We start from the raw sequence: 23,147 nt of genomic DNA on the forward strand, positions 1-23,147 counted from the left end.
GAAGAGCAGAACGCGTGGCAGGCGGTGCGCAACAACGTGCTCGGCACGCTGCGCGTCGCGCGCGCGGCGATCCGCCACGACGTGCGTCACTTCGTGCTGATTTCCACCGACAAGGCCGTCAACCCCACCAACGTGATGGGCGCGAGCAAGCGGCTCGCGGAGATGGCTTGCCAGGCATTGCAGCAGACGGCACCGCGCACACAGTTCGAGACGGTGCGCTTTGGCAACGTGCTCGGCAGCGCGGGCAGCGTGATTCCGAAGTTCCAGCAGCAGATCGCGAAGGGTGGGCCGGTCACGGTCACGCATCCCGAGATCACGCGCTTCTTCATGACGATCCCCGAAGCGGCGCAACTGGTGCTGCAGGCGTCGAGCATGGGACACGGCGGCGAGATTTTCATCCTCGACATGGGGCAGCCGGTAAAGATCGTCGATCTGGCGCGTGACTTGATCCGGCTGTACGGTTTTTCGGAAGAACAGATCCGCATCGTCTTTACCGGGCTTCGGCCGGGCGAGAAGCTGTACGAAGAACTCCTCGCCGACGACGAAACCACCATGCGCACGCCGCATCCGAAGCTGCGGATCGCCCGCGCCCGCGAGGTGCCGAATCACTTCCTCGACGAGTTGCTGCCGTGGCTGATGCAGCATCGCGTGCTGCCGGATGAGGAAGTACGGCGCGATCTGCGTAGATGGGTGCCGGAGTATCAGACGACGGTCGCGCCGGTCCTGCAAAGCGTGCCGACGATGCGCGACGTGCCGCGTCAGCAGCACGAGGCCTGATGAGCGCGCACGCGCGTTGAAGGCGGCGAGACGAGCCGCAGCCAGGGAAACGCGCGATGCAAACCGTTTCGATCTTGAGTTCGACTGCCGATCCGCTCGACGAAGTCTCCGCGCTGACCCACCCGGGTTCGCTCCTGTCGCCCGAGGGCGAGATCGTAGCGCCCTACGATCTCGAAGTGACCGACACGCCCGCCACTGGCTTCCTGGCTCTTTCGACGGTCCAGGGCATTCTCAATGCCAACTCCGCGACGTTCTCTCCCGACTACGTCTCGCATCGCAAGCTCCACGTGATCAACGGCATGGGCGTGACGCTCGGCGACTCGATCATCGGCCTGACCGCGCTCTTTGCGCTCAAGAGACGCCATCCGCAACTCGACATAAGCCTATACCGGCCCGCGCGTGCGCCGCGCTACGTTCAGCGTCTCTATGAACTCTCCGCACCTGCGTTGGGTAACGTCGTCGAACTGCCGGTCGCGCTCGATGCACTCCCACAGGACGACCTGAAGATCGACATCGGCAATCATCTCTTTTGGCCACAGTTCGCGTCGATGCCGATGATCGATTTCTTCCTCTGGGCGCTAGGCATCCCGCCTATCGACGTTCCGTCTGACGAGAAGCGCAATCACTGGCTCAAGTCCGTGCCGCTGCCGTCCTGGCCGAGCGATCAAGCCGGCTACGGGCTCTTCTGTCCGAACGCAAGCACGCCGGTGCGCAGCATTCCGCCATCGCTGCACCGGGAGATGGTCGCGCGTCTCCATGACGACTTCGGCCTGCCGGTCGTGGGCTTCGCTGCCGTCGATCACCCGCACTACACCGACATCACCCCTCTCGCTCCCGACACCGCCGACTTCCTGAACTGGGTCAAGCACGCCCGCTATCTGGTCACATCCGACACCGCCGCGCTGCACATCGCGGCGGGCTTCGACGTGCCGTCCACCGCGTTCTTCACGACAATCCCGCCGGCCATGCGCGCCCGCGACTATGCGGACTGCCATGCGGTGAGCGTTCCAGTGCCGGGCCTCGCCGGCATCCAGGCAAGTGCGCGCCCGGGCGATCTCGCCGCGCTCGAACGCGCGTATCAGGCGGTGCTCGGCGAGCAAGTCGGCCCGCTGCATCGAGCGCCGCGGATTGCCACATAGCGACACAACCCGCAGCGAACCGTCATACTATCCTCGTTGATTCCCGACCCCTGACCTCCAAGCCAACTTCGGAACTCACGCATGGACCGGTTTCTCGCGATGAAAGTTTTCGCGCGCGTCGTCGAGGCGGGCAGCTTTTCCCGCGCCGCCGATGCGTTGCGCCTGCCGCCCGCCAGCGTCTCGCGCACCGTGCAGGCGCTCGAAGCGCATCTTGGCGCGCGCCTCATCAACCGCACGACGCGCAGCATCAGCATCACCGAGGACGGCGACACCTACTACGAGCGCTGCGTCCGCGTGCTCGGCGAAGTCGACGACATGGAGTCGGCGCTGTCGAAATCGAAGACGACGCCAAGAGGCAAGGTGCGCGTGAGCTTGCCGTCGCTGATGGCGAAGAGCACGCTGATTCCCGCGTTGCCGGAGTTTTTCGCCGCCTATCCCGACATCAACGTCGAGCTGAATCTCACCGACCGGCAAGTCGACCTGGTGGAAGAGGGGCTCGACTGCGTGGTGCGCGTGGGCGCGGTGGTCGACGAGACGCTGGTCGCGAAACGCATCGGCTGCTATTCGCAGATCACGTGTGCGTCGCCGGGATACATCGAGAAGTACGGCGAGCCGAAGACGCTCGACGACCTCGAGCAGCATATCGCCGTCGGCTACGTGCTGAACAACATGCGGGTGCGCAACTGGGAGTTCGTCACCGATGGCGAGACGCGCGTGATCGCGATGCGCAATCTCGTCGCCGTCAACGATGCCGATTCGTACTTCGCCTCCGGGATCGCGGGGATGGGACTGATCCAGGGTTCGAGCTATTCGCTCCAGCCGTACATCGACAGCGGGGCGCTGCGGGAGGTGCTGCAGGCGTATCCGTCGTATCCGCGCGTCTTGTCGATCCTGTACGCGGCGAACCGGCATCAGCCGCGGCGGGTGCGCGTGTTCATCGACTGGCTCGCGGCGCTCTATGGAAACCTGCCGTTGCTGCAGGCCGACAAGGCGTGCACCGGCTCACGCTGATCCGGCGGCGTTCAAAGCCCGAGTCTTTCGCAGATCCACGGCGAGTAGTCGGCGATCATCGCCTCGAATGGCGCGCGATGCCCGTAAGCGATCGACGACACCGCAAGCAGCCCGATCCCGGCGAACAGCACGCGCGGCATCTTGCGCGGTTCGCTGAACAGCCGTTGCAGGAACAGGATCGCGACGGCGCCGCCGAGCAGCCACCCGGCGAGCACTTCGGCCGGGGTGTGCGCATCCTCCACGATCCTGCAGACGCCGATGGCCGCCGCGAGCAGCAGGCCGCCGATTGTTCCCGCGCGATGCCATCCGGCATTCACGCCCGCCGCGACCAGCGCGAGCGACACGGGCCAGACGGCGGCCGCGAGCATCGTATGGCCGCTGATCATGCGGAACTGGATGGCGGAAATTTCGATGCCGCAACCGGCGTAGAGAATCTTGCTGGCGCCGACGAGCGCCATGCCGATCGCAAGCGAAAGCAGCCAGCGCAGCGCGAGATGCTTGCCGGTCACGCGCAGCCAGATTGCGCAGGCCAGTGCGAGCGGGATCAGCAGGCCGGCATCGCCGAGGTTCGAAATCCAGATGATGTGGGTCATTGCGTGAGTTTTCGGGGCGGGGTGATGCTTATACCATTTGATGCGCTCAGGTTTCCATGGAACTCGTTTTCCTGGTGCTGATAATCCAGCACCGATGCAAGTTCGATAGAAGCCTGAGCATCAAACGGTCCAGACACCAACCCGACCCCGCCTCAGGTGCCGGGGACCATTCCCCTCACCGCGCCCCTCACTGCGTGTCCACCTTACGCCGCCCCGCGAGCCGATACTCGGTCGGTGAAATCGACAACCGCTTCCGGAAGATCTTCGCGAGCCCGTCGCCGCTGCCCGCGCCGCAGCGCCGCGCGATCTTGTCGACCGGCAGGTCGGTCGCGGCGAGCAGCATGCAACTCGCATCGAGCCGTGCGCGCAACAAATACTCCGACGGCGTCAGCCCGATCTGCGCCTTGAAGCGGCGCAGGAAATTGCGCTCGCTCATCGCGGCGACGCGCGCCGCATCGGCGATCGAAATCGGCCGCACGTAGTTCTCGCGAATCCAGCGCGCGGCGGCGTCGATCTTTTGCCGGACGCCACCGCTGTCGGTGTCGTCGAGGACCGTGGAGAGCTTTTGCCACGCGCCCGGAATCGAGCGTTCCGATACCTCGCGCGCGATCGCCGCGCCGTAGTCGCGCTTGATGATCGAAAGCGCGGCCGCGATCGGGCCCTTGGGGTCGTCGAGCGTCAGGGTCTGCTCGGCGATGAAGAGCGAGTTCGCGAGCGCCGACGCGGTGGCCGGTTCCTCGGCAAAATCGAGTGAGCGGTTTTGCAGCGTGAGATTGGCGGCCGCGAGAATCTGCGACCCTTCGCCGATCGCCTTCACGAACGGAATCTTCGGCGCGACGCGCCCGAGGCGCTTGCGCAAGACGCTGTCGTGGCGGGCGTGCTGCGCGCCCTGGCCGCCCGCGATGAAGAGCGCGTCGCAGTCGTTCATCCAGCGGTTTTCGAGGCTTTCGGTCCAGATGCGCATCGAACAACTGCTCGCGACACTGCCGCCATCGCTCGAAAGAAAGAGCAGCGAATAGTTCGGCACGTCGGCGCCCGGCTTGCGCAACTGGTTGGCGAAGAAAAACACTTCCGAGATCGAACTGACCTCGACGAGCGAGAAATCCTCGAAAATCAGAATTCCGATGCGCTTTGCCATGTCGCGCGGCGCAGCATCGGGTTCGGGCGAGCGCACGACCTGCAGCCGCCCCATGCCATTCCCGTATCCCATCGACAGTCTCCAGCACGAACCGCGTAGCGGGAAAGTCCTTCCGTATGCGTCGCACTATACGCGGCAGGGACCACGCGCCGTTACGCTAGTCGGAAAAAGGCGAGGTGTTGGCAGATGGTTTCGATATTCGAGTAATAAGCTGGCCTTTCCCGTAGTCGGACAAATCAATGCATGCCGGCACCCAGGTTCTGTCCCTGATGCCGGCATGCGCATGTGACGGCCAGCGGCACAACTCGAATGGGTGCGCAGATGCTAAAAGTGAAAAAGGCGGTATTTCCGGTCGCGGGTCTCGGCACCCGGTTCCTTCCCGCGACGAAGGCCAGTCCGAAGGAGATGCTGCCCATCGTCGACAAGCCACTGATCCAGTACGCGGTGGAGGAGGCGATCGCCGCTGGCATCACGGAGATGATCTTCGTCACGGGTCGCGGCAAGCGCGCGATCGAGGACCACTTCGACAAGTCGTACGAAATCGAAGCCGAGTTGCAGGCACGCGGCAAGCAGGCGCTGCTCGATCTCGTGCGCAGCATCAAGCCGAGTCATGTCGACTGCTTCTACGTGCGCCAGGCCGAGCCGCTCGGGCTTGGGCACGCCGTGCTGTGCGCGGAGAAGCTCGTCGGCGACGAGCCGTTCGCCGTGATGCTCGCCGACGACCTGCTCGATGGCGAGCCGCCCGTGCTCGCGCAAATGATCGACGTGTTCAATCACTATCATTCGTCGGTGATCGGCGTCGAGCAGATCGAGCGGCGCGATTCCGGCTCGTATGGCGTGATCGACGGCAAGGAGTGGGGCGAAGGGCTCGTGAAGCTGTCGCGGGTGGTGGAGAAGCCGGAGCCGGCGCTGGCGCCGTCGAATCTCGGCGTGGTCGGGCGCTATGTGCTGATGCCGCGCATCTTCGAGCATCTGAGGAAGCAGAAAGCCGGCGCGGGCGGCGAAATTCAACTCACCGACGCGATCCAGTCGCTGCTCGCGCGCGAACAGGTGCTCGCGCATCGCTTCAAGGGCAAGCGTTTCGATTGCGGCAGCAAGCTCGGCTATCTGAAGGCGACGGTCGAGTTCGCGTTGCGCCATCCCGAAGTGGCGACGCAATTCGAAGCGTATCTGCGCGCGCATTTCAATGCGCGCGCGGAGGCCGGCAAGGTCGCTGAAGCGGCCGCCAGCGACGCCAGCTCCGACGACCTGTCCGCCATGCTCGCGTGAGATGACCTACCTGAAATACGCCTTGGTGTTGTCGTGGACATCGTCGCGCCCGAGCAGTTCGTCGGGCAGCAGCCAGGCGTACTTGCTGTGCTGATCGAAGCGGCCGATCGGCACGGTGCCGGAGAGGCTCATCGCGTAGGCGAGCACGATGTAATGCGTCGTGATGCCCGGCGCGCCCGCGAAATTGTCGCCGTAGCGGTGCTCGTACACGCCGTAGAGCCGCGACGACGAACGCTCGACGCTCGCGACGCCGAGTTCGTCGTTGACGATGCGCGTGAACGCCGCATCGATCGATTCGTCCTTTTGAATCCGCCCGCCCGGCACGAACCAGGTGCCTTGGGCGGGGCGATTGCGCCGCTGTCCTACGAGTACTCGTCGGGTGCCGTCGGTTACGATCAGGTCGATCGAGACGAGCGGCGTCAGCCGGACGACGTCCAGAAAATCTGCCTCGCTAAGCATCTTTGCTCCGCTGTAATTATGTGTTCGGGCGTCGACCTCCCCGTACTACCGTGGCCGCGCCTCGTGTGTCTTTGGTTCTGCTTGTAGTGCCCTTGCAGTGCCCCGCGTTGCTGCCCATGGTCCCCTTCGGCAACGGCTGCGGGCGAATTCAGTTTAACGCGCGCCGAAACCGAGCACGTGCTCCGGGCACTGGCGAAATACGCCGAAAGACCGTTTTGGAGAGCCAAGGGGAACGCGGCCGCTGGCGCCTGGATTGGGGCGCAAACAACACCGGGCAGGCGAGCGCTACTGCCCCACATACCCCGCTGGCGTGGTCACGTTCCCGCGCATGACCTGCGCGTTATCGGAGACGACATACACCGGTGCCTCGGTGAGCACCAGCGCCACGCGTCCGTTCCTGTAAGGCATCGTCGACGGGTTGCCCATCATGTCGAACACCGTCACGTTCCCGGACTTGTCCGGCGCATCGACGACGAGGCTGTAGTTCACCGAGTAAGTCGAACTGAAGCCCTCCGCGCCGGGCCAGACCCCATTGCTGTGCGTCCACACCGCGGTAACGATCTTGCCGCCGTTCAGGCGCTGGAACGCATACGCATAGACGCCCTTCGGCGTGCCATTGACGGGGCCGAGCGTCGTCGTGCCGTCGATCATGCGCGTCATCGCCGCGACGCTCATCGCGGCCGGCTTCGGGCTGATCTGCTTCTGGCCGAAGCCGCCTTGCGGGTTCGCGAGGTCGAAGAAAACGCCGTAGCCGACTTCGGGCGGATCGGCCGCATAGAACACGAAGCTGACATCGGCGCCTTCGCCGAGCAGGATCAGGTGCGTGCGCGCGACCACCGCGCCCTGCGCGTAAAGAATGTTCGCGTTCGGATAGTTCGGGCCGTACTTGCTGCCGAGGTCGTAGCTCACGCCGGTCTCGGTGATGAACAACTTCGCGCCCGGCTTGAGCACTTCCGTCATGGTCCGCCGCAACGCGCGCATCGACGCGGGCAAAGCTTTCGACGGATTGCCGCTGTCGGCGAAGCGCTCCGGCGGATGCGACGGCGACGTGCCGATGTCGTAATACCCATGCGCGCTGACGCCATCGAGATATTTGCCGATGCCAAGCGGCGCGAGACGCCTGAGCCACTCGGTGTTGGTCGAGAGGCCCGAGAGCGTGAGGCCCATCACGACCGCGTTCGGATCGGTCGCGTGAATCGCGTCGTGCGTTGCCTTGTACATCGCGACGAGATTGGCGTCGGAGTCGCGCCAGGGCAGGCCGCTCTGGTAGTCGGGCTCCCAGGTCACCTGGTAGTAGTTGTTCGACTGCTGCGGGAAGTACTGCTTGCGCACGTTGTTCGACTCCTCGCCGACGCGCCTCATGTACGCGCGGTACTGGTCGAGCGAGGCGGGCGCGTAGCTGTGGGTGTCGGTGCGGGTCGGGCTCGCCCAGCCGGGGATGCCGTCGAGCTGGATCAGGCGCAGCAGGTCGCCCGGCTTGAAGAAGGGCGCGAGGTTGTCGGCGGCGGCGTTGAAGGTGTTCGCGCCCTTCGGCTCGGTCACGTACCAGTTGCGGTTGTCGTTGACCCACGTGAGGCCGAGGTTCGGATAGAGCGGACGATAGCCGTCGCCGGCACAGCACGACTCGCCGGGCTTCACGAACGCCGAACCCTGTCCGCCGAAACGATGCTGGTCGGAATGCGCGTAGGCGACGGCCGGCAGCGCCGCGGACACGTCGGGCAATACGCCGAACGACGCGATGCCCGCGGGCCGCGTGCCGCGCGCCATCAGCGTGCTCTTCTGCGAAGCGAACGTGGCGGAGATCGCGAAGTAGCCCGCCGTCTGCGTCGTGCAACTGAGCGTGTAGGTGCCCGCGTTCACCGCGACGGGAAAGCGGCCGCTCGCGCGCACGACGTTCCAGGCGTCGCGGATATTCCAGGTGAGCGCATCGGCGGATTTCGGGCGCGTCGTGAACGCGATCCGGATCGGCGTCGAGCGCGCGAACATGCGCGTGCCGTCGCTGCCGGGCGTGTCGGCTTCGATCGCGTCGCCCGTTTCGGTTGCCGCGCCGGGCGCGCCCGGCCCGCTGCACCGGAACTGGCTCTGGGCCGCAGACGGCGGCGGCTCGGCCTCGACGACCGGCGCCATCTGCGCGGGCTTGGCGCCCGGCCGGCCCTTCGCCACGGCGCTGCTCGCGTACCAGCAGCGCTTGTCGGCGCCCGGCGCGGGGTCGTCGAAGACGCTGTTGTCGCAGACCGTCTTGTCGGTGAATTCCTTCACGACATGCTGGCTCGGCGTTCCGTACATCACGCGGGTCGTGCCGTGGAACGAGCAGGTGCCGTATTCGGGTGCGCACGGAATCCATGTCGTGCCCTCGATCACCATCGAACCCGATGCCTGCGCGGACTGCGCCGCCGCACTGGCGGTTGCCTTGGCCGCGTTCGCCTCATCCGACGATGCCCGATCGCACCCCAACAACAGGAGCACGCCGATGCCAAGCAGCAGCGCGCCGCGCCGTTGTATCCGCGCGACGCTGGACTCATGCGACGAGAGGCCGGAAGAGAGCGGATCGGAGGCTGGAGTCATGAGGTCCGTAGGGTGAATCAATCGGGATTGCGGGGTCGAAAAGGGCAATCGAGTGCCATCGCCCGCGCCATGCTACGAAAATGAAACGTTTTTTTGATGTGCCCGGGGACAGCGCGCCGGACCCCATTCGTGTGAGCCGGGGACCGCCGGATCGGGATCGCGGCCAAGCCTGGCGTACCGGCGCGGCCTTAGAGTTCATCCTCCAGAGCCGCCTGCATGCGCCCTCGCCGCAGAGGAGCGGCGCGAGACAAAGCGCGGCCAGCCCAGCATAAGGCAGGCCCTTCGAACCCGCTAGCCGTTGCGCTGAAGGTTGGCGGACCCAGACAGCCTCGCTGTACCGTGCGCGTTCCGGCGCTCGCATCCGGCCGCCGCCGGAGGGGGCCGAGTATCAGGAGTGAAACACGATCAAAAGCGTGCATCGGCGCTGCGGCGTGGTGCGGGCACCGCGGTTGCGCGTCGGCGGAACTCCTCCGTATGCGGGGTTCGGGCACGCGTATTCATCTGCGGATTAATGCGCAGCCGCCGACGTTCGGGCAGTTGCATCGCGTCCAGGACGCGCGCGAAAACAGACAAAATGGGCGCTCTTACGCAGTGCCGCATTTGTCTAATGTCTGTAGGATGCTTCCGGACGCCGCGTCGCTGCGTACATGGCACAGGGGCACTTCAACTTCATGGTGCAACGCAACAACACAGGTCATACGAATCGAGTTCGTTATTCGCTTTGATAAAACCCGCGATCGTTTCAAACTGATTTAAGTCGATGAAAACTGCGGCCCGATTTTAAAATCAACCCTGATTAATAGTTAATCCCGATCCCGCCATTGGGAGGGTAATGAATTTCCCGTTAAAGTTGATTCAGTTCGGTAACAAACGTACCCGAAATGTTGAATCGAAAGAAAGGCGGTTAGCCGATTGGACATTTCAATGTTTCAGAAGTGAATCAGTTTTTTATGTCTGACGGTCGGGGAGCCACTTCCCGCAATCCTTGTCGGGGCTTGGGAAGCCTTACGCGACAAGGCACTCTGTCCGATTTGGCAGCCGCCACACGCAATCGGACTAGAAACTGCTCTATAGGGTCGTGCTCCGATTGCGGCGAGTGTTTAGAGAATGCACCGCCGTACGACCGGACTGAATTTGGGGCGGGGTATCAATGTGCGTTCCGCCTCACATCAGAACAAGTTTCGTGGTTTCAACACGAAAATCGCGAGCATAAAAAAGTCTGGATGTTTATGATTCAAGCCAGCGGACCTATTCCGCCAACATCTCGCTTCCATCGGTCAGCGGCAGCCTGAAGCAATTCGGGGATGGCTATGATGCACCGCAATGGCAGTGAGCGTTCCACAGGTTGTGGATCACGCATGTTGCAGAGGATGACCATGCCTTACGCCAATCTCGAACCCGCGGTCGCGGGGTGGATCCCCACCTCGACCCGAAGCTCGCAGTCCGAGGTGAGACGCATCGCAATCCTGTTGTTCGACGGCTTCTCGCTGCTGGGAGCCGGGATCGTCGCCGAGGTCTTCCATATGGCGAACGAGCTGTCGTCGGCGAAGGGCCGGGCCGAGTGCACGTACGACGTGCGCTTCCTCTCCGTCGAAGGCGGCAACGTGGCGTGCTCGTCCTCGGTTCGCGTCTGGACCGACGGACTCGATGCGCGCCACTACGGCGGCTTCGACGCACTGTTCGTCGCGGGCGGCAAGGGCGCCGAAGACGCGGCCGGCGACGAACGCATCATCGAATGGGTGCGCCGCGTCCATTCGAAGACGACGGTGGTCAAGTCGATCTCGGAGGGCCGCAAGGTGCTCGACGCGGCCGGCATCGGCAACGCCCACGAGACGCATGCGCGCTACGGCTCCTCGATGATCCACGTCGTGCGCGAGGAGCAGGCAAGCGAAGCGGGCGACCGCTACGAATCGATGAAGGGCGCGCTCCTGATCGTGAAGCGCGACCTGGGACTGGATGTATCGCGTGGCGTGGCGGAGCGGCTGATGCCGGGTTCCGCCGCGAAACTGGTGTCGCTGCTCGGCGACAGTGGCGCTGCAACGGCCGGCGACAAGATCCGGGCGGCGGCGCGCTGGCTGCAGGACAACTGCGAGCGGCCGATCTCGGTGGTGGACGCCGCGCAGGTCGCGGCCATGAGCGAACGCAATTTCCTGCGCCGCTTCAAGATCGAGATGGGCATCACGCCGTCGGATTACCTGCTGCAGGCACGGCTCGCCGTGACGTGCGCGCTTCTGACGGACTCGGAACTGCCCGTCGACAAGATCGCGCGCCGCAGCGGAATGGGTAACGGCGACCGGCTCGCCAAGATTTTTCGCAAGCGCCTCTTGATCTCTCCGACCGAATACCGGATGCAGAGCCGGCGCGATACGAGCGGCTAGGCCCGCGCAGTCATTGAACCGGACCAGGCGCTCGGCGCGCGGCGGTCCGGCGCAGAAGAGTCTAGAGCGGCATCCAAGCTAACGCACCATCTGGCAAGCAGGAGTCCTACGATGACGACAAGCGAAACGCAGGCAACGGATCAGGCAGGTTACGAGCGTGGGGTGGGGGCGGGGGCAGGCTCGGCCAGGTTGGCCGAGCCTTGCCGCTCGCTCGTGCCGGTCATTCTCGCCGGCGGGTCCGGAACGCGCCTGTGGCCGATGTCCCGCGAACAGTTTCCGAAGCAGTTGATCGGCGTCGTCGGGCCAGATTCGCTGCTGCAGGCCACCGTCTCGCGCATGAAAGGCTTTCCCGGCGACTGGAAAGTCGCGGCCGAACCGATCATCGTCTGCGGCGAGGAACACCGCTTCACGACCGAGGAGCAGGTCCGCGCGAGCGGCGTGGCGGCGCGCATCGTCGTCGAACCGGCCCGCCGCGATACGGCGCCCGCGCTGACGCTCGCAGCGGCGCTCGCGTTTGCGAACGGTGAGGACGCGATCATCGTGGCGATGCCGGCCGATCACTCGATCGCCGATATTCCCGCGCTGCATGCCGCAATCGCGATCGCGGCGAAGCACGCGGAGGCCGGCGCCATCGCGACGCTTGGCATCCCGCCGACGCGCCCGGACACCGGCTTCGGCTATATCCGCCTGGGCGGCGCGCTCGACGACGGCGCGCACCAGATCGACCGTTTCGTCGAGAAGCCCGTCGCCGAACTCGCGGCGCAGTATGTCGCGGCCGGCACGTACTGGTGGAACAGCGGCATTTTCGTGGTGCGCGCGAGCGTGTGGCTCGCTGCGTTGGAACGCCTGCAGCCAGAGATGCACAGCGCGTGCGTCGCGGCGGTCAAGGGCGGACGCACCGATGGCGCGTACCTGCGCCCGGACGCCGCCGCGTTCGGCCGCGCCCCGTCCGACTCGATCGACTACGCGGTGATGGAGCACGTCGGCACGCCGAGCGCGCCGTGCGCGGGCGTCGTGGTGCCGCTCGTCGCGGGCTGGTCGGACCTCGGCTCGTGGGACGCCGTCTGGGATGCGATGGAGAAGGACGAATCCGGCAACGTCGCGAGCGGCCGCGTGGTCTTCGAAGGCGCGACGTCGAGTTACGCGCGCTCGGAAGGCGGGCGCCTGGTCGCATGCGTCGGCACGACAAACATCATCGTGGTGGAGACCGACGACGCGGTGCTCGTCGCCGACCGCTCGCGCGTGCAGGACATCAAGGGGCTTGTCGCACGCATCCGCGAGCAGCATGCGCCCGAAGCGGACACGCATCGCAAGGTGCGCCGTCCGTGGGGTTTCTACGATTCGATCGATCACGGCGAGCGCTTCCAGGTGAAGCGCATCGTGGTGACGCCCGGCGCGCGCCTGTCGTTGCAGATGCATCACCACCGCGCCGAGCACTGGACCGTCGTGTGCGGCACGGCGCTCGTCACGCGCGGCGAAGAGCAGTTCCTGCTCTCCGAGAACGAGTCGACGTACATCCCGCTCGGCGTGAAGCATCGGCTGGAGAATCCGGGCAAGGTGCCGCTCGAGATCATCGAGGTGCAGTCGGGTTCGTATCTCGGCGAAGACGACATCGTTCGCTTCGACGACACGTACGGCCGCTGCAACTGAATACGGGAATACACGCAGCACAGGCAGCACAGGCAGCACAGGCAGCACAGGCAGCACATAAAAGAAAGGACACGGGAAAGGCAAACGGAGGATGCGGCGGTAGCGGGACGTCATCGGACAAGCGGTTCGGGGAGAAGCAAGATGCGCGATTTACAGGGATTACTGGCGCGGATGTTCGACGTCGCGATGATCGTCTGCGGCGCCGCCGTCGCGTCGCAGATTCGTTTCGACAACATCGAGGCACACCGCATCTACGTCGCGTTCGTGGCGTTCGCGGCGGCGTTCTCGCTTGCGCTGTTTCCGGGCTTTGGCGTCTATCAGTCGTGGCGCGGCCGCTCGAAGCTCGTGCTCGCGAGCCAGGTGTCGCTTGCATGGCTCATCGTGCAGGCGTGCGCGCTCGTGCTGATGTTCTCGCTGCACCGGCTCGACTACGTGTCGCGCCTGTGGTTCGCCTACTGGACCGCGATGTCGGGCGGCCTCCTGATCGCCGGGCGCCTCGTCACGCATGCGGTGCTCGCCCGGATGCGCAACGCCGGCATGAACCTGCATACGGTCGCGGTGGTCGGTTGCGGCAAGCATTGCGAAGCGATCGTGCGCAAGATCGACCGCTCGCCGGCCTCGGGCTTTCGCGCCACGGCCGTGTGCAACGCGACGCCGGAAGCGGGCTGGATCAACACCCGCGTGCCGGTCTTCGACGACATCGTGCCTTTCGTCAACTACGTGCGCACGCAGAACGTCCACGAAGTGTGGCTTGCCCTGCCGCTCACGCAGGAACGCGCGATCCTCAAGTTCGTCAACGAGTTCCGCGACGACCTGGTGAACGTGCGCTTCATCCCGGATGTGCGCAGCCTCGCGCTGTTCGAATCCGGCGTGACCGACCTGCTCGGCGAGACGGCCATCAACCTCGTCGCGTCGCCGCTGTCGGCGAGTGCGCTGCTGCAGAAGGAAATCTTCGATCGCGTCTTCGCGGCGGCGGCACTGATCGCGGTGGCGCCGATCCTGATCTCCGTGGCGATCGCGATCAAGCTGACCTCACGCGGCCCGGTCTTCTTCAAGCAGCGCAGGAAGGGCGCCGACGGCCGTGTGTTCACGATCTACAAGTTCCGCTCGATGCGCTTGCACACCGAGCAGGCCGGCGTGCTTCGCCAGGCAACGCGCAATGATCCGCGCGTGACACGTGTCGGTGCGTTCCTGCGCCGCACGAGCCTCGACGAGCTGCCGCAATTCTTCAACGTGCTGCGCGGTGACATGTCTGTCGTCGGTCCGCGTCCGCACGCTCTGGAGCACGACGACCTGTATCAGAAGGTCGTCTCGGGGTACATCCATCGCTACCGGATCAAGCCCGGCATCACGGGCTGGGCGCAAGTCAACGGCTTCCGCGGCGAAACGGATCGAATAGAAAAAATGGAGGGACGTGTCGCACACGATTTGTACTACCTCGGGAATTGGTCGTTCGGCCTCGACATGAGAATCATCGCCGCAACGATCATCAAAGGTTTACGCCACACCAACGCTTACTGACGCAGGGGACGACCAACATGCTCATTCAAAAACAAACAAGTACCACGTCGCCGGAAACGAATCGCGGCGTGCCTGCCTTCCGGCTCGGCGCTCTCGCTGCGGCTGCCACGCTCTGCACGCTCTTTGCCGGTTGCGGCCTGGCGCCGGGCATGCGCATGCAGACGCCCGCGACGCTCGTCGAAACCAGCAACGACGCCGGCGAACCGGCCACGGAAGTGAACATTCCGATCACGCCGATCGACCTGTCGCTCGTGCGCAAGATGCGCGCGCAGCAGCCGGCCGACGGTCCCGATCCGCTCGCATCACTCTTCGGCACGTCGGGGGCTTACAAGCTCGGCGTCGGCGACGTGCTGCAGATCACGGTCTGGGATCACCCGGAACTCGTCGCGGCGCTCGGCCAGCCGAACCCGAACACGCGCACGTCCGATGCGGCGCCGGGCTTTGTCGTCGATGCCGAAGGCAACCTGTCGTTTCCGTATGTGAACAATCCGATCCATGCAGCGGGCAAGACCGCCGAACAAGTGCAGCGTGAGCTTTACACGCAGCTCTCGAAGGTGTTCGTGAAGCCGCAGCTCACGGTGCGCGTGGCGTCGTTCCGCTCGTCGCAGGTGTATATCGACGGCGAAGTGCGCGCGCCCGGCTCGCAGACCTTCAACGACATTCCGATGACGCTCACCGAAGCGATCGGCCGTGCCGGCGGTTTCGCGACCACGGCGGACCAGAGCCGCGTCACGCTGCTTCGCGATGGCACGACGTATCACATCAACATGGCCGGCATGACGTCCAAGGGTCGCAGCCCGTCCGACATCGTGCTGAAGCCGGGCGACGTGCTGCGTGTCGATGCGCGCGACGAGAACGGCATCTATGTGATGGGCGAAGTGAACAAGCCCGCCACGGTGATCCCGATGAAGAACGGCAAGCTCACGCTGTCCGACGCGATCTCGCAGGCGGGCAGCCTGAACAACGAGACGTCGAATCCGAAAGAGACGTACGTGATTCGGAACGGCCAGTCGGACAAGCCGGAGATCTACAAGCTGGATGCGCGCTCGCCGACCTCGATGCTGCTCGCGAACAACTTCGAGCTGCAACCGAAGGACGTCGTCTATATCGACAACAGCGGCCTCGTGCGCTTTAGCCGTGTGCTTAACCTGCTGCTCCCGGCCATCAACGCAGGCCTGACCGCAGCCATCGTAACGAAGTAAGCCATTCGAACGGCGCGCGGCCCGCGCGCCAACCCAATGCAAGAGTCTGAATGAGTGAGCGACACCATGGCGATGAACTTTGATACACGATACTCGGACGTTTCGACGGGGGACGAGTTGCGATTATCGGACTATCTGGCGGCCGTTCTCGGCAACTGGAAGCTGGTGACCGTTATCATGCTCGCCGTGATTGCATTGGGGACGGCTTACGCGTTCCTCGCCCCGCCCACGTACCGCGCGGATGCACTGATCCAGGTGGAGGAAAGCAATAATAACAACAATAACAACAACGCCAACGCCAATGCGGTCCAGACGGTGTCACAGATGTTCGACGCCAAATCGACGACCGCGGCCCAAATCGAACTGCTGCGCTCGCGTCTCGTCGTCGAGGACGCGGTGCGCCGCATGCACCTCGACATTACCGCGTCGCCGCGCTATTTCCCGTTCGTCGGCGGACTGATCTCGAGCGCGTTCTCGGCGCTCAACAAGCCGATGCCGGCGGGCTACATGTCGCGCTTCGCCTGGGGCAACGAACAGATCGAAGTGCCGCTGTTCGATACGCCGAAGGAACAGTACGACAAGACGTTCACGCTCGTCGCCGGCGAAAACGGCAGCTACGTGCTGAACGACCCCGACGGCGTCGCGATCCTCACGGGCCGAGTCGGCCAGGAAGTCTCGGGCGCGAGCACGCTCGGTCCGGTGAAGCTGAAGGTCGACAAGCTGGTCGGCGCGCCCGGTTCGCAGTTCGAGCTGCAACGCGCCTCGACGCTCGGCACCATCGACGCCCTGCAGAAGAAGCTGACGGTGGCGGAAACCGCGCTGCAGTCGGGCATCATCGGCGTGAGCCTCGAAGGCGGCGACAGCAAGCAGGCATCGGCGATCGTGAACAACATCGCACGCCGCTTCGTGCAGCAGGACATCGAGAAGCGTTCGCTCGAAGCCGAGAACACGCTGTCGTTCCTCGACCAGCAATTGCCCGAACTGCGCAAGCAGCTCGACGCATCGGAACAGCGCTACAACTCGTTCCGCAATCGTCAGGGCACGGTCGACCTGAGCGAGGAAAGCCGGCTCCTGCTGCAACAGATCGTCGATAACAAGACCAAGCTCACCGATCTGCAGCAGCAACGCGCCGAACTCTCGCAACGCTTCACGGCGAACCACCCGTCGGTGCAGGCGCTCGATGCGCAGATCGGCGCACTCGCCAGTGCGCAGACGCGCCTCGGCAAGAGCGTGTCGGTGCTACCCGATACCGAGCAGACCGCGCTGCGCCTGTTGCGCGACGTGCGGGTGAACACGGAGCTGTACACGAACCTGCTCAACAGCGCACAGCAACTGCGCATCGCGAAGGCCGGCCAGATCGGCAACGTGCGCGTGGTCGACTTCGCCGAAGCCGCCGACGACCCCGTGCGTCCGAAGCGCCTGATCGTGATCCTGATCAGCGCGGGCGTGGGCCTCATGATCGGCATCATCGTCGCGTTCGTGCGCAAGGCACTGTATGGCGGCGTGGAGCGTCCGGAAGACATCGAGCGGCAACTGGGCGTGCGTGTGTTCGCGATCGTGCCGCGCAGCACTACGCAACTGCGCCTGCAACGCAAGGTCGGCCTGCGCCGCGAAGGGCTGCACGTGCTCGCCGCACAAGCGCCGGAAGATGCAGCGGTCGAAGGCATCCGCGGACTGCGCACGTCGCTGCAACTGCAACTGGAAGATGCGCGCAACAACGTCGTGATGCTGACGGGCTCGCGTCCGGAAGCCGGCAAGTCGTTCCTCTCGGTGAACCTCGCGACGCTCGTTGCCTCGACGAGAAAGCGCGTGCTGCTGATCGACGGCGACATGCGCCGCGGCGACATCCACTCGCACTTCGGCGTGCGCCACCAGCCGGGTCTGTCGGACGTGCTGATGGGCGCGGACGTATCGAGCGCAATCTTGCACGACGTGCTGCCGGGCGTCGACCTGATCACGAAGGGCTCGCTCCCGTCGCATCCGTCGGAACTGCTGACGAGCGATCGCCTCGGCGAAGTGCTCGACGATTTGAAGCACCGCTACGACCTCGTCATCGTCGACACGCCGCCGGTGCTCGCGGTCACCGATGCCACGGTGATCGGCAAGCATGCCGGCACGAGCCTGCTGGTCGTGCGCCACGGCAAGAACCAGGTGCAGGAAATCGGCGAAACGATGAAGCGCCTGCACCACGGCGGCGTGAACATGAAGGGCATCCTGCTGACCGACGTTCCGCAGTCGAAGATGCTGATGGGCAGCACCTACGCAGGCTATTACGGATACGAAAGCATCTCTGAATAGCGATGCTGGCGCAAAAACGCGGCGCGAGAGGCCACGCGCGCCGCATCGAACAGGCAAAAACGCGAGGTAAACGATGAATCGCAAAGTAGCTTTGATCACCGGCATTACGGGGCAGGATGGTTCGTATCTGGCCGAGTTGCTGCTCGCGAAGGGCTATGAGGTGCACGGCATCAAGCGGCGCAGCTCGCTCTTCAATACGGACCGCATCGATCACCTGTATCGCGATCCGCACGATCCCGATCAGCGTCTCTTCCTGCACCACGGTGACCTGACCGATTCGACGAGCCTCCTGCGCATCGTGCAGCGCGTGATGCCCGATGAAATCTACAACCTCGCCGCGCAGAGCCACGTCGCGGTGTCGTTCGAGGAACCGGAGTACACGGCGAACGCCGACGGCCTCGGCGCGCTGCGCATCCTCGAATCGATCCGCATTCTCGGGCTCGAAAAGAAGACGCGCTTCTACCAGGCGTCGACGTCGGAACTCTATGGTCTCGTGCAGGAAACACCGCAGAAGGAAACCACGCCGTTCTATCCGCGCAGCCCGTATGCGGTCGCAAAGCTGTACGCATACTGGATCACGGTGAACTATCGCGAAGCGTATGGCATGTACGCCTGCAACGGCATTCTTTTCAACCACGAGTCGCCGGTGCGCGGCGAGACGTTCGTCACGCGCAAGATCACGCGTGCGATTGCGCGGATCGCGGTCGGCCTGCAGGAAGACCTGTATCTCGGCAACCTGTCCGCATTGCGCGACTGGGGCCATGCGCGCGACTACGTCGAAATGCAATGGATGATGCTGCAGCAGGAACAGCCGGAAGACTTCGTGATCGCGACCGGCGTGCAGTACAGCGTGCGCGACTTCGTGCAGCAGGCGTCGGCTGAACTCGGCGTGCACGTGCGCTTCGAAGGCGAAGGCGTGGACGAGGTGGGCGTCGTCGACCGCGTGGAAGGCCGCGAGACCAAGCTCAAGCCGGGCCAGGTCATCGTGCGCGTCGATCCGCGCTACTTCCGTCCGACCGAAGTCGAGACCCTGCTGGGCGATCCTTCAAAAGCCCACGCGAAACTCGGCTGGAAGCCAGAGACAACGTTTTCGTCCCTCGTGAAGGAGATGGTGCGCGCGGATTTCCAGATCGCACGTCGCGATGCGCTCGTCACGCTGGCGGGCTTCAAGGCTCTCGAACATCACGAGTAAGGGACATGGACAAGAACGCACGCATCTTCGTGGCGGGGCATCGCGGGATGGTCGGGTCGGCGCTGGTGCGCCGGCTCGAGCGCGCGGGCTACTGCAACATCGTGACGCGCACGAGGGCGCATCTCGATCTGACCGACCAGGGCGGCGTCAACCTCTTCTTCGAGGAAGCGCATATCGATGTGGTGCTGCTCGCGGCGGCGCGTGTCGGCGGGATCCATGCGAATTCGACGATGCCCGCCTCGTTCATCTACGAGAATCTCGCGATCGAAACGAATGTGATCCATGCGGCGAGCCGCTGGAACGTGTCGAAGCTGGTGTTCTTCGGCTCGTCGTGCATTTATCCGAAGGCATGCCCGCAGCCGATCAAGGAAGAGTACCTGCTGACTTCCGCGCTCGAGCCGACCAACGAGGCCTATGCGATCGCGAAGATCGCGGGCCTGAAGATGTGCGAGGCCTACAACCGGCAGTACGGCACGAAGTTCGTCTCGCTGATGCCGACCAACCTCTATGGTCCGAACGACAACTACGACCTGCAAAGCAGCCATGTGCTGCCCGCGCTGATCCGCAAGGCGCATGAGGCCAAGGCGCGCGGCGAGCGTTCGCTCGCGGTGTGGGGCTCCGGCACGCCGCGCCGCGAGTTCCTGCATGTCGACGATCTCGCCGATGCCGCGGCCTTCGTGATGGAGAGCAGCGTCGTCGATGGCGTGTTCAATGTCGGCGTGGGCGAGGACCTGACGATCCGCGACCTTGCGCAGATGGTGTGCCGCGTCGTGGGCTTCGAGGGCGAACTCGTGTTCGACGCGACGAAGCCCGATGGCACGCCGCGCAAGCTGCTCGATGTGTCGAAGCTCGGGCAGATGGGCTGGACGGCCTCGATCCCGCTCGAAGAAGGCATCCGCGCGACGTATGCGGACTTTCTCGAACACCATGCGGCGCTTTCACAGACGGCGGTCGCGGTATGAGCACTCACCTGAACGCGGACATGCGCGGTTCCACTTCCAGGGAAGACAAGAAAATGACAGCGTCGGTCACGATCTTTCATAACGTCGTCTGGTCCCGTCACAAGGGCGCGGTGCTGTCCGCGCTGCACAACATCTCGGGGTCCGGTTCGATCAACTATTCGATGGTGCAGATCGCCGATACGGAACACGACCGGCTCGGCTTCTCGGATGTCGATTACTCGTTTCATCGCTATCCGATGAAGAAGCTCTATAGCGGCTGCTACGAGGACGTGCCCACCTGGCGCATGACCGCGCGGCTCACCTGGGAAGTGCTGAAGGCGAAGTCGGATCTCGTCGTGCTGCCGGGTTATCACCGCCCCGAATACTGGGGAATGATGGTCGCGTGCATCCTGACCGGCAAGCGCCGTGCGGTGTTCTGCGATTCGACCGGCCGCGACCGGCCACGCCGGATGCTCACGTCGATTCCGAAGCGCGTGTTCTTCTCGCTGTGCGACGGCTATTTCGGCTTCGGCACGCGCAGCCGGGAATACCTGATGTCGCTCGGCGCGAAGCAGGAGAAGATCTTCATTCCGTGCCAGGCCGCCGCGCTGCCGCGCTCGTTCTCGCCCGAGACAGCAATTCCCGATCGCGTTCACTATCGGCAGAGCAGTGCGCCGGTGCTCCTGTTCGTCGGGCGGCTTTCGGAAGAGAAGGGCATTGGCACCTTGCTCGATGCGTTCGCGGGCCTGAAGCAGCGGATTCCCGCAGCATCGCTGCGGATCGTCGGGACCGGGCCGATGGGCGACCCGTTGAAGCAGAAGGTCGCCGATATCGGCCTCTCCGATTCCGTGCATTTCCTCGGCAGCCTGCAGGACGCGCCCTTGTCGCGCGAATACTTCGGCGCTGCCTGCATGGTGCTGCCGAGCATGAGCGAGCCGTGGGGCCTCGTCACCAACGAGGCGCTGAGCCACGGCTGTCCGGTGGTCGTGAGCGAGAGTTGCGGCTGCGTGCCTGAACTGGTGATCGATGGCGTGACGGGTTACGCATTCCCCGCGGGCGATGTGGCGGCCCTGCAGCGCACGCTGCTCAAATCGCTGGAAGCGTTTGGGGATACGGCGGGCGTCGCTTCGCGCTGCGTCGATGTGATTCAACGATTCGACCCGCCGTCCGCGGCGGCGAACATCGCGCGCGGCTGCGCGCTGATGCTGATGGCTTGATGGATTGATGATTCTTTTTCGAGGAGAGGACGCGTCACTGCATGAGAGGAAGGCCAGGCGGAAAGGCTGTTGCATCCGCAGGCGATCGCCGGATCGTCCCGCATCACGATGCGAGGACGTCGGTGCGACGGTGAGACCGTCGGGCGAGGGACCATATGAAAATACTTATCTACGGGCTCAACTACGCGCCCGAATTGACGGGAACGGGCAAATACACGGCAGAAATGGCTGAAGCGCTGGCCGCGCTCGGTCACGATGTACGCGTCGTGTGCGCTCCGCCGTACTACCCGGAGTGGAAGGTCGCCGACGGCTTCACGTGGTGGCGCAGCCGTCGCGAAGTCATGCGCGGCGTGCAGCTCTGGCGAGCGCCGCTGTGGGTGCCGAAGCGCCCGAGTGGTCTGAAGCGCCTGATGCATCTCGCGTCGTTCGCGGCGGCGTCGCTGCCCGCACTCGCCGCTCATGTGCACTGGCGCCCGCAGGTCGTGATGACCATCGCGCCGAGCTTGATCAATGCGCCTGCCGCGCTCGCGCTCTCGTACGTGACGCGCGCACGGTCGTGGCTCCATATCCAGGACTTCGAAGTCGATGCCGCCTTCGATCTCGGCTTGCTCAAGAGCAAGGGCGCGGGGCGCATTGCGCTTGCGCTCGAACGCTGGCTGATGCGGCGTTTCAACGTTGTCTCCTCGATCTCCGACAAGATGATCCGGCGCGCCGTCGACAAGGGCGTAGCGGATGAGAGTTCGTTTCACTTGCCGAACTGGGTCGATACGACGGCCATCTATCCGCTTGATCGACGGAGCGAATTTCGTCGCGAGTTGAACATCGGCGAGCATACGATGGTCGTCCTTTATTCCGGCAACATGGGCGCGAAGCAGGGGCTCGAAGTGCTGGCCGAGACGGCTGCGGCGTTGGCCCATCGCGAGGATATCGTCTTCGTGTTCTGCGGCAATGGCGCGACCAAGGCACAGTTGCAAAGCCGGTGCGCGACCTTGCCGAATTGCCGCTTCATGTGCTTGCAGCCGGTCGAGCGGCTCAATGAGTTGCTGAATCTCGCGGATATTCATGTGTTGCCGCAACGCGGCGATGTCGCCGATCTGGTGATGCCGTCGAAGCTGACCGGCATGTTCGCGAGTGCCCGGGCGGTGATCGCAATGGCGCAGCAGGGCACGGAGCTTCATGATGCGGTGACGACGCGGGGTGTGGTTGTGCCGCCGGAGAATGTCGCGAAGCTTGCCGAGGCGATCGAGATGCTGGTGGAGGATCCGGCATTGCGGGCGCACTTTGGGGCTGAAGGGCGGCGGTTTGCGCAGGAGCGGCTATCGCCGGTGGCGGTGTTTGCGCGGCTTGAAGAGAAGCTAATGTCGGTGATTGGTGCGTGGCCGCTGCTGGAAGATGCCGAGGCGCGGCTTATCGATGTGGGTGATGTGCCGGATGCTCCGTATCCGCGAGTCGGCGAGCGGCCGGTGGTTCTGCATCAGGTGGAGAAGATTGAGTGAGGGAGGGGGGGCGCTGGCGCTTGGGGTGGGTTTGGTTGGGTTGGGGTTACGCCGTTTGATGCGCTTGTGCTTCCATGGAACTTGTATTCATGTCGGTTTATTTGCTCTGCCCCTGTCCGGGGCGGGACTCACTTTCTTTGCTGCTGCAAAGAAAGTAAGCAAAGAAAGCAGCTTCCCACCGCCAATGCTTGCCAGTCGGCGCAAGACCGTTATGTCTGAGTGGTCCAACCGGGGGAGTGTCGTTAGCGGGGTTTCATCGTTGTTGGCATGTAGAAGAGGTACGGGCATCGCACCGCAATAC

At 64.2% G+C, this 23,147-nt stretch carries 17 protein-coding genes; 13 read left to right on the plus strand and 4 right to left on the minus strand.

Annotation, left to right across the window (positions count from 1 at the left end; all coding sequences use genetic code 11):
* The 3 genes from AWB68_RS33365 to AWB68_RS33375 all read left to right on the plus strand — a co-directional run.
* The coding region (locus tag AWB68_RS33365; RefSeq protein ID WP_125483126.1) for a polysaccharide biosynthesis protein at window positions 1–777 on the plus strand (777 nt) is incomplete at its 5' end.
* Window positions 778–833: 56 nt separating this feature from the next.
* On the plus strand, window positions 834–1,916 hold the full coding sequence (locus AWB68_RS33370; RefSeq protein WP_087648564.1) for a glycosyltransferase family 9 protein: 1,083 nt from the start codon (window positions 834–836) through the stop codon (window positions 1,914–1,916).
* 81 nt (window positions 1,917–1,997) lie between these two features.
* Window positions 1,998–2,927, plus strand: a complete 930-nt coding sequence (locus tag AWB68_RS33375) for a LysR family transcriptional regulator (protein WP_087648565.1) — start codon at window positions 1,998–2,000, stop codon at window positions 2,925–2,927.
* An 11-nt stretch (window positions 2,928–2,938) separates the two neighbouring features.
* On the opposite strand, the gene AWB68_RS33380 is transcribed toward AWB68_RS33375, so the two are convergent.
* Both AWB68_RS33380 and AWB68_RS33385 read right to left on the minus strand, forming a co-directional pair.
* Window positions 2,939–3,520, minus strand: a complete 582-nt coding sequence (locus tag AWB68_RS33380) for a phosphatase PAP2 family protein (RefSeq protein ID WP_235028623.1) — start codon at window positions 3,518–3,520, stop codon at window positions 2,939–2,941.
* Window positions 3,521–3,707: 187 nt separating this feature from the next.
* A complete protein-coding gene (locus AWB68_RS33385; protein WP_087648566.1) occupies window positions 3,708–4,730 on the minus strand; it encodes a GlxA family transcriptional regulator in 1,023 nt (340 codons plus the stop codon).
* 249 nt (window positions 4,731–4,979) lie between these two features.
* Between AWB68_RS33385 and galU the strand changes: the two genes are divergently transcribed.
* Entirely contained in the window at window positions 4,980–5,927 is a 948-nt protein-coding gene (gene galU / locus AWB68_RS33390) for a UTP--glucose-1-phosphate uridylyltransferase GalU (RefSeq protein WP_087648576.1), read from the plus strand.
* Between the two features lie 6 nt (window positions 5,928–5,933).
* Here the strand turns inward: galU and AWB68_RS33395 are convergent, their stop codons facing one another.
* A complete protein-coding gene (locus AWB68_RS33395) occupies window positions 5,934–6,386 on the minus strand; it encodes a GDP-mannose mannosyl hydrolase (RefSeq protein WP_087648567.1) in 453 nt (150 codons plus the stop codon).
* A 285-nt stretch (window positions 6,387–6,671) separates the two neighbouring features.
* On the minus strand, window positions 6,672–8,951 hold the full coding sequence (locus AWB68_RS33400) for a hypothetical protein (protein ID WP_235028624.1): 2,280 nt from the start codon (window positions 8,949–8,951) through the stop codon (window positions 6,672–6,674).
* A 1,376-nt stretch (window positions 8,952–10,327) separates the two neighbouring features.
* On the opposite strand from AWB68_RS33400, the gene AWB68_RS33405 reads away from it, so the two are divergent.
* The 9 genes from AWB68_RS33405 (at window position 10,328) to AWB68_RS33445 (ending at window position 22,846) form a co-directional block, all read left to right on the plus strand.
* Entirely contained in the window at window positions 10,328–11,329 is a 1,002-nt protein-coding gene (locus AWB68_RS33405) for a GlxA family transcriptional regulator (RefSeq protein ID WP_087648578.1), read from the plus strand.
* Window positions 11,330–11,440: 111 nt separating this feature from the next.
* On the plus strand, window positions 11,441–12,979 hold the full coding sequence (locus tag AWB68_RS33410; RefSeq protein WP_087648568.1) for a mannose-1-phosphate guanylyltransferase/mannose-6-phosphate isomerase: 1,539 nt from the start codon (window positions 11,441–11,443) through the stop codon (window positions 12,977–12,979).
* Window positions 12,980–13,120: 141 nt separating this feature from the next.
* The gene (locus tag AWB68_RS33415; protein ID WP_087648569.1) at window positions 13,121–14,500 is read left to right on the plus strand and encodes an undecaprenyl-phosphate glucose phosphotransferase; all 1,380 of its coding nucleotides are present in this window, start codon (window positions 13,121–13,123) and stop codon (window positions 14,498–14,500) included.
* A 17-nt stretch (window positions 14,501–14,517) separates the two neighbouring features.
* Entirely contained in the window at window positions 14,518–15,702 is a 1,185-nt protein-coding gene (locus tag AWB68_RS33420) for a polysaccharide biosynthesis/export family protein (protein ID WP_087648570.1), read from the plus strand.
* A 66-nt stretch (window positions 15,703–15,768) separates the two neighbouring features.
* Window positions 15,769–18,000, plus strand: a complete 2,232-nt coding sequence (locus AWB68_RS33425; RefSeq protein WP_087648571.1) for a polysaccharide biosynthesis tyrosine autokinase — start codon at window positions 15,769–15,771, stop codon at window positions 17,998–18,000.
* A 73-nt stretch (window positions 18,001–18,073) separates the two neighbouring features.
* Entirely contained in the window at window positions 18,074–19,192 is a 1,119-nt protein-coding gene (gene gmd / locus AWB68_RS33430; protein ID WP_087648572.1) for a GDP-mannose 4,6-dehydratase, read from the plus strand.
* A 5-nt stretch (window positions 19,193–19,197) separates the two neighbouring features.
* Window positions 19,198–20,154, plus strand: a complete 957-nt coding sequence (gene fcl / locus AWB68_RS33435; protein ID WP_087648573.1) for a GDP-L-fucose synthase — start codon at window positions 19,198–19,200, stop codon at window positions 20,152–20,154.
* Between the two features lie 53 nt (window positions 20,155–20,207).
* On the plus strand, window positions 20,208–21,350 hold the full coding sequence (locus AWB68_RS33440; protein ID WP_087648579.1) for a glycosyltransferase family 4 protein: 1,143 nt from the start codon (window positions 20,208–20,210) through the stop codon (window positions 21,348–21,350).
* Between the two features lie 155 nt (window positions 21,351–21,505).
* Window positions 21,506–22,846: a glycosyltransferase WbuB gene (locus tag AWB68_RS33445; protein ID WP_087648574.1), complete on the plus strand. Its 1,341-nt coding sequence runs from the start codon at window positions 21,506–21,508 to the stop codon at window positions 22,844–22,846.
* Window positions 22,847–23,147: the final 301 nt, after the last annotated feature.

The organism is Caballeronia choica (assembly GCF_001544535.1).
Classification (GTDB): domain Bacteria; phylum Pseudomonadota; class Gammaproteobacteria; order Burkholderiales; family Burkholderiaceae; genus Caballeronia; species Caballeronia choica.

Excerpts from the sequence above, each read along its gene's own strand:
- AWB68_RS33370 (WP_087648564.1), top strand. The coding sequence starts at position 834 with ATGCAAACCGTTTCGATCTTGAGTTCGACTGCCGATCCGCTCGACGAA.
- AWB68_RS33375 (WP_087648565.1), top strand. The coding sequence starts at position 1,998 with ATGGACCGGTTTCTCGCGATGAAAGTTTTCGCGCGCGTCGTCGAGGCG.
- AWB68_RS33380 (WP_235028623.1), bottom strand. The coding sequence starts at position 3,520 with ATGACCCACATCATCTGGATTTCGAACCTCGGCGATGCCGGCCTGCTG.
- AWB68_RS33385 (WP_087648566.1), bottom strand. The coding sequence starts at position 4,730 with ATGGGATACGGGAATGGCATGGGGCGGCTGCAGGTCGTGCGCTCGCCC.
- galU (WP_087648576.1), top strand. The coding sequence starts at position 4,980 with ATGCTAAAAGTGAAAAAGGCGGTATTTCCGGTCGCGGGTCTCGGCACC.
- AWB68_RS33395 (WP_087648567.1), bottom strand. The coding sequence starts at position 6,386 with ATGCTTAGCGAGGCAGATTTTCTGGACGTCGTCCGGCTGACGCCGCTC.
- AWB68_RS33400 (WP_235028624.1), bottom strand. The coding sequence starts at position 8,951 with ATGACTCCAGCCTCCGATCCGCTCTCTTCCGGCCTCTCGTCGCATGAG.
- AWB68_RS33405 (WP_087648578.1), top strand. The coding sequence starts at position 10,328 with ATGCCTTACGCCAATCTCGAACCCGCGGTCGCGGGGTGGATCCCCACC.
- AWB68_RS33410 (WP_087648568.1), top strand. The coding sequence starts at position 11,441 with ATGACGACAAGCGAAACGCAGGCAACGGATCAGGCAGGTTACGAGCGT.
- AWB68_RS33415 (WP_087648569.1), top strand. The coding sequence starts at position 13,121 with ATGCGCGATTTACAGGGATTACTGGCGCGGATGTTCGACGTCGCGATG.
- AWB68_RS33420 (WP_087648570.1), top strand. The coding sequence starts at position 14,518 with ATGCTCATTCAAAAACAAACAAGTACCACGTCGCCGGAAACGAATCGC.
- AWB68_RS33425 (WP_087648571.1), top strand. The coding sequence starts at position 15,769 with ATGGCGATGAACTTTGATACACGATACTCGGACGTTTCGACGGGGGAC.
- gmd (WP_087648572.1), top strand. The coding sequence starts at position 18,074 with ATGAATCGCAAAGTAGCTTTGATCACCGGCATTACGGGGCAGGATGGT.
- fcl (WP_087648573.1), top strand. The coding sequence starts at position 19,198 with ATGGACAAGAACGCACGCATCTTCGTGGCGGGGCATCGCGGGATGGTC.
- AWB68_RS33440 (WP_087648579.1), top strand. The coding sequence starts at position 20,208 with ATGACAGCGTCGGTCACGATCTTTCATAACGTCGTCTGGTCCCGTCAC.
- AWB68_RS33445 (WP_087648574.1), top strand. The coding sequence starts at position 21,506 with ATGAAAATACTTATCTACGGGCTCAACTACGCGCCCGAATTGACGGGA.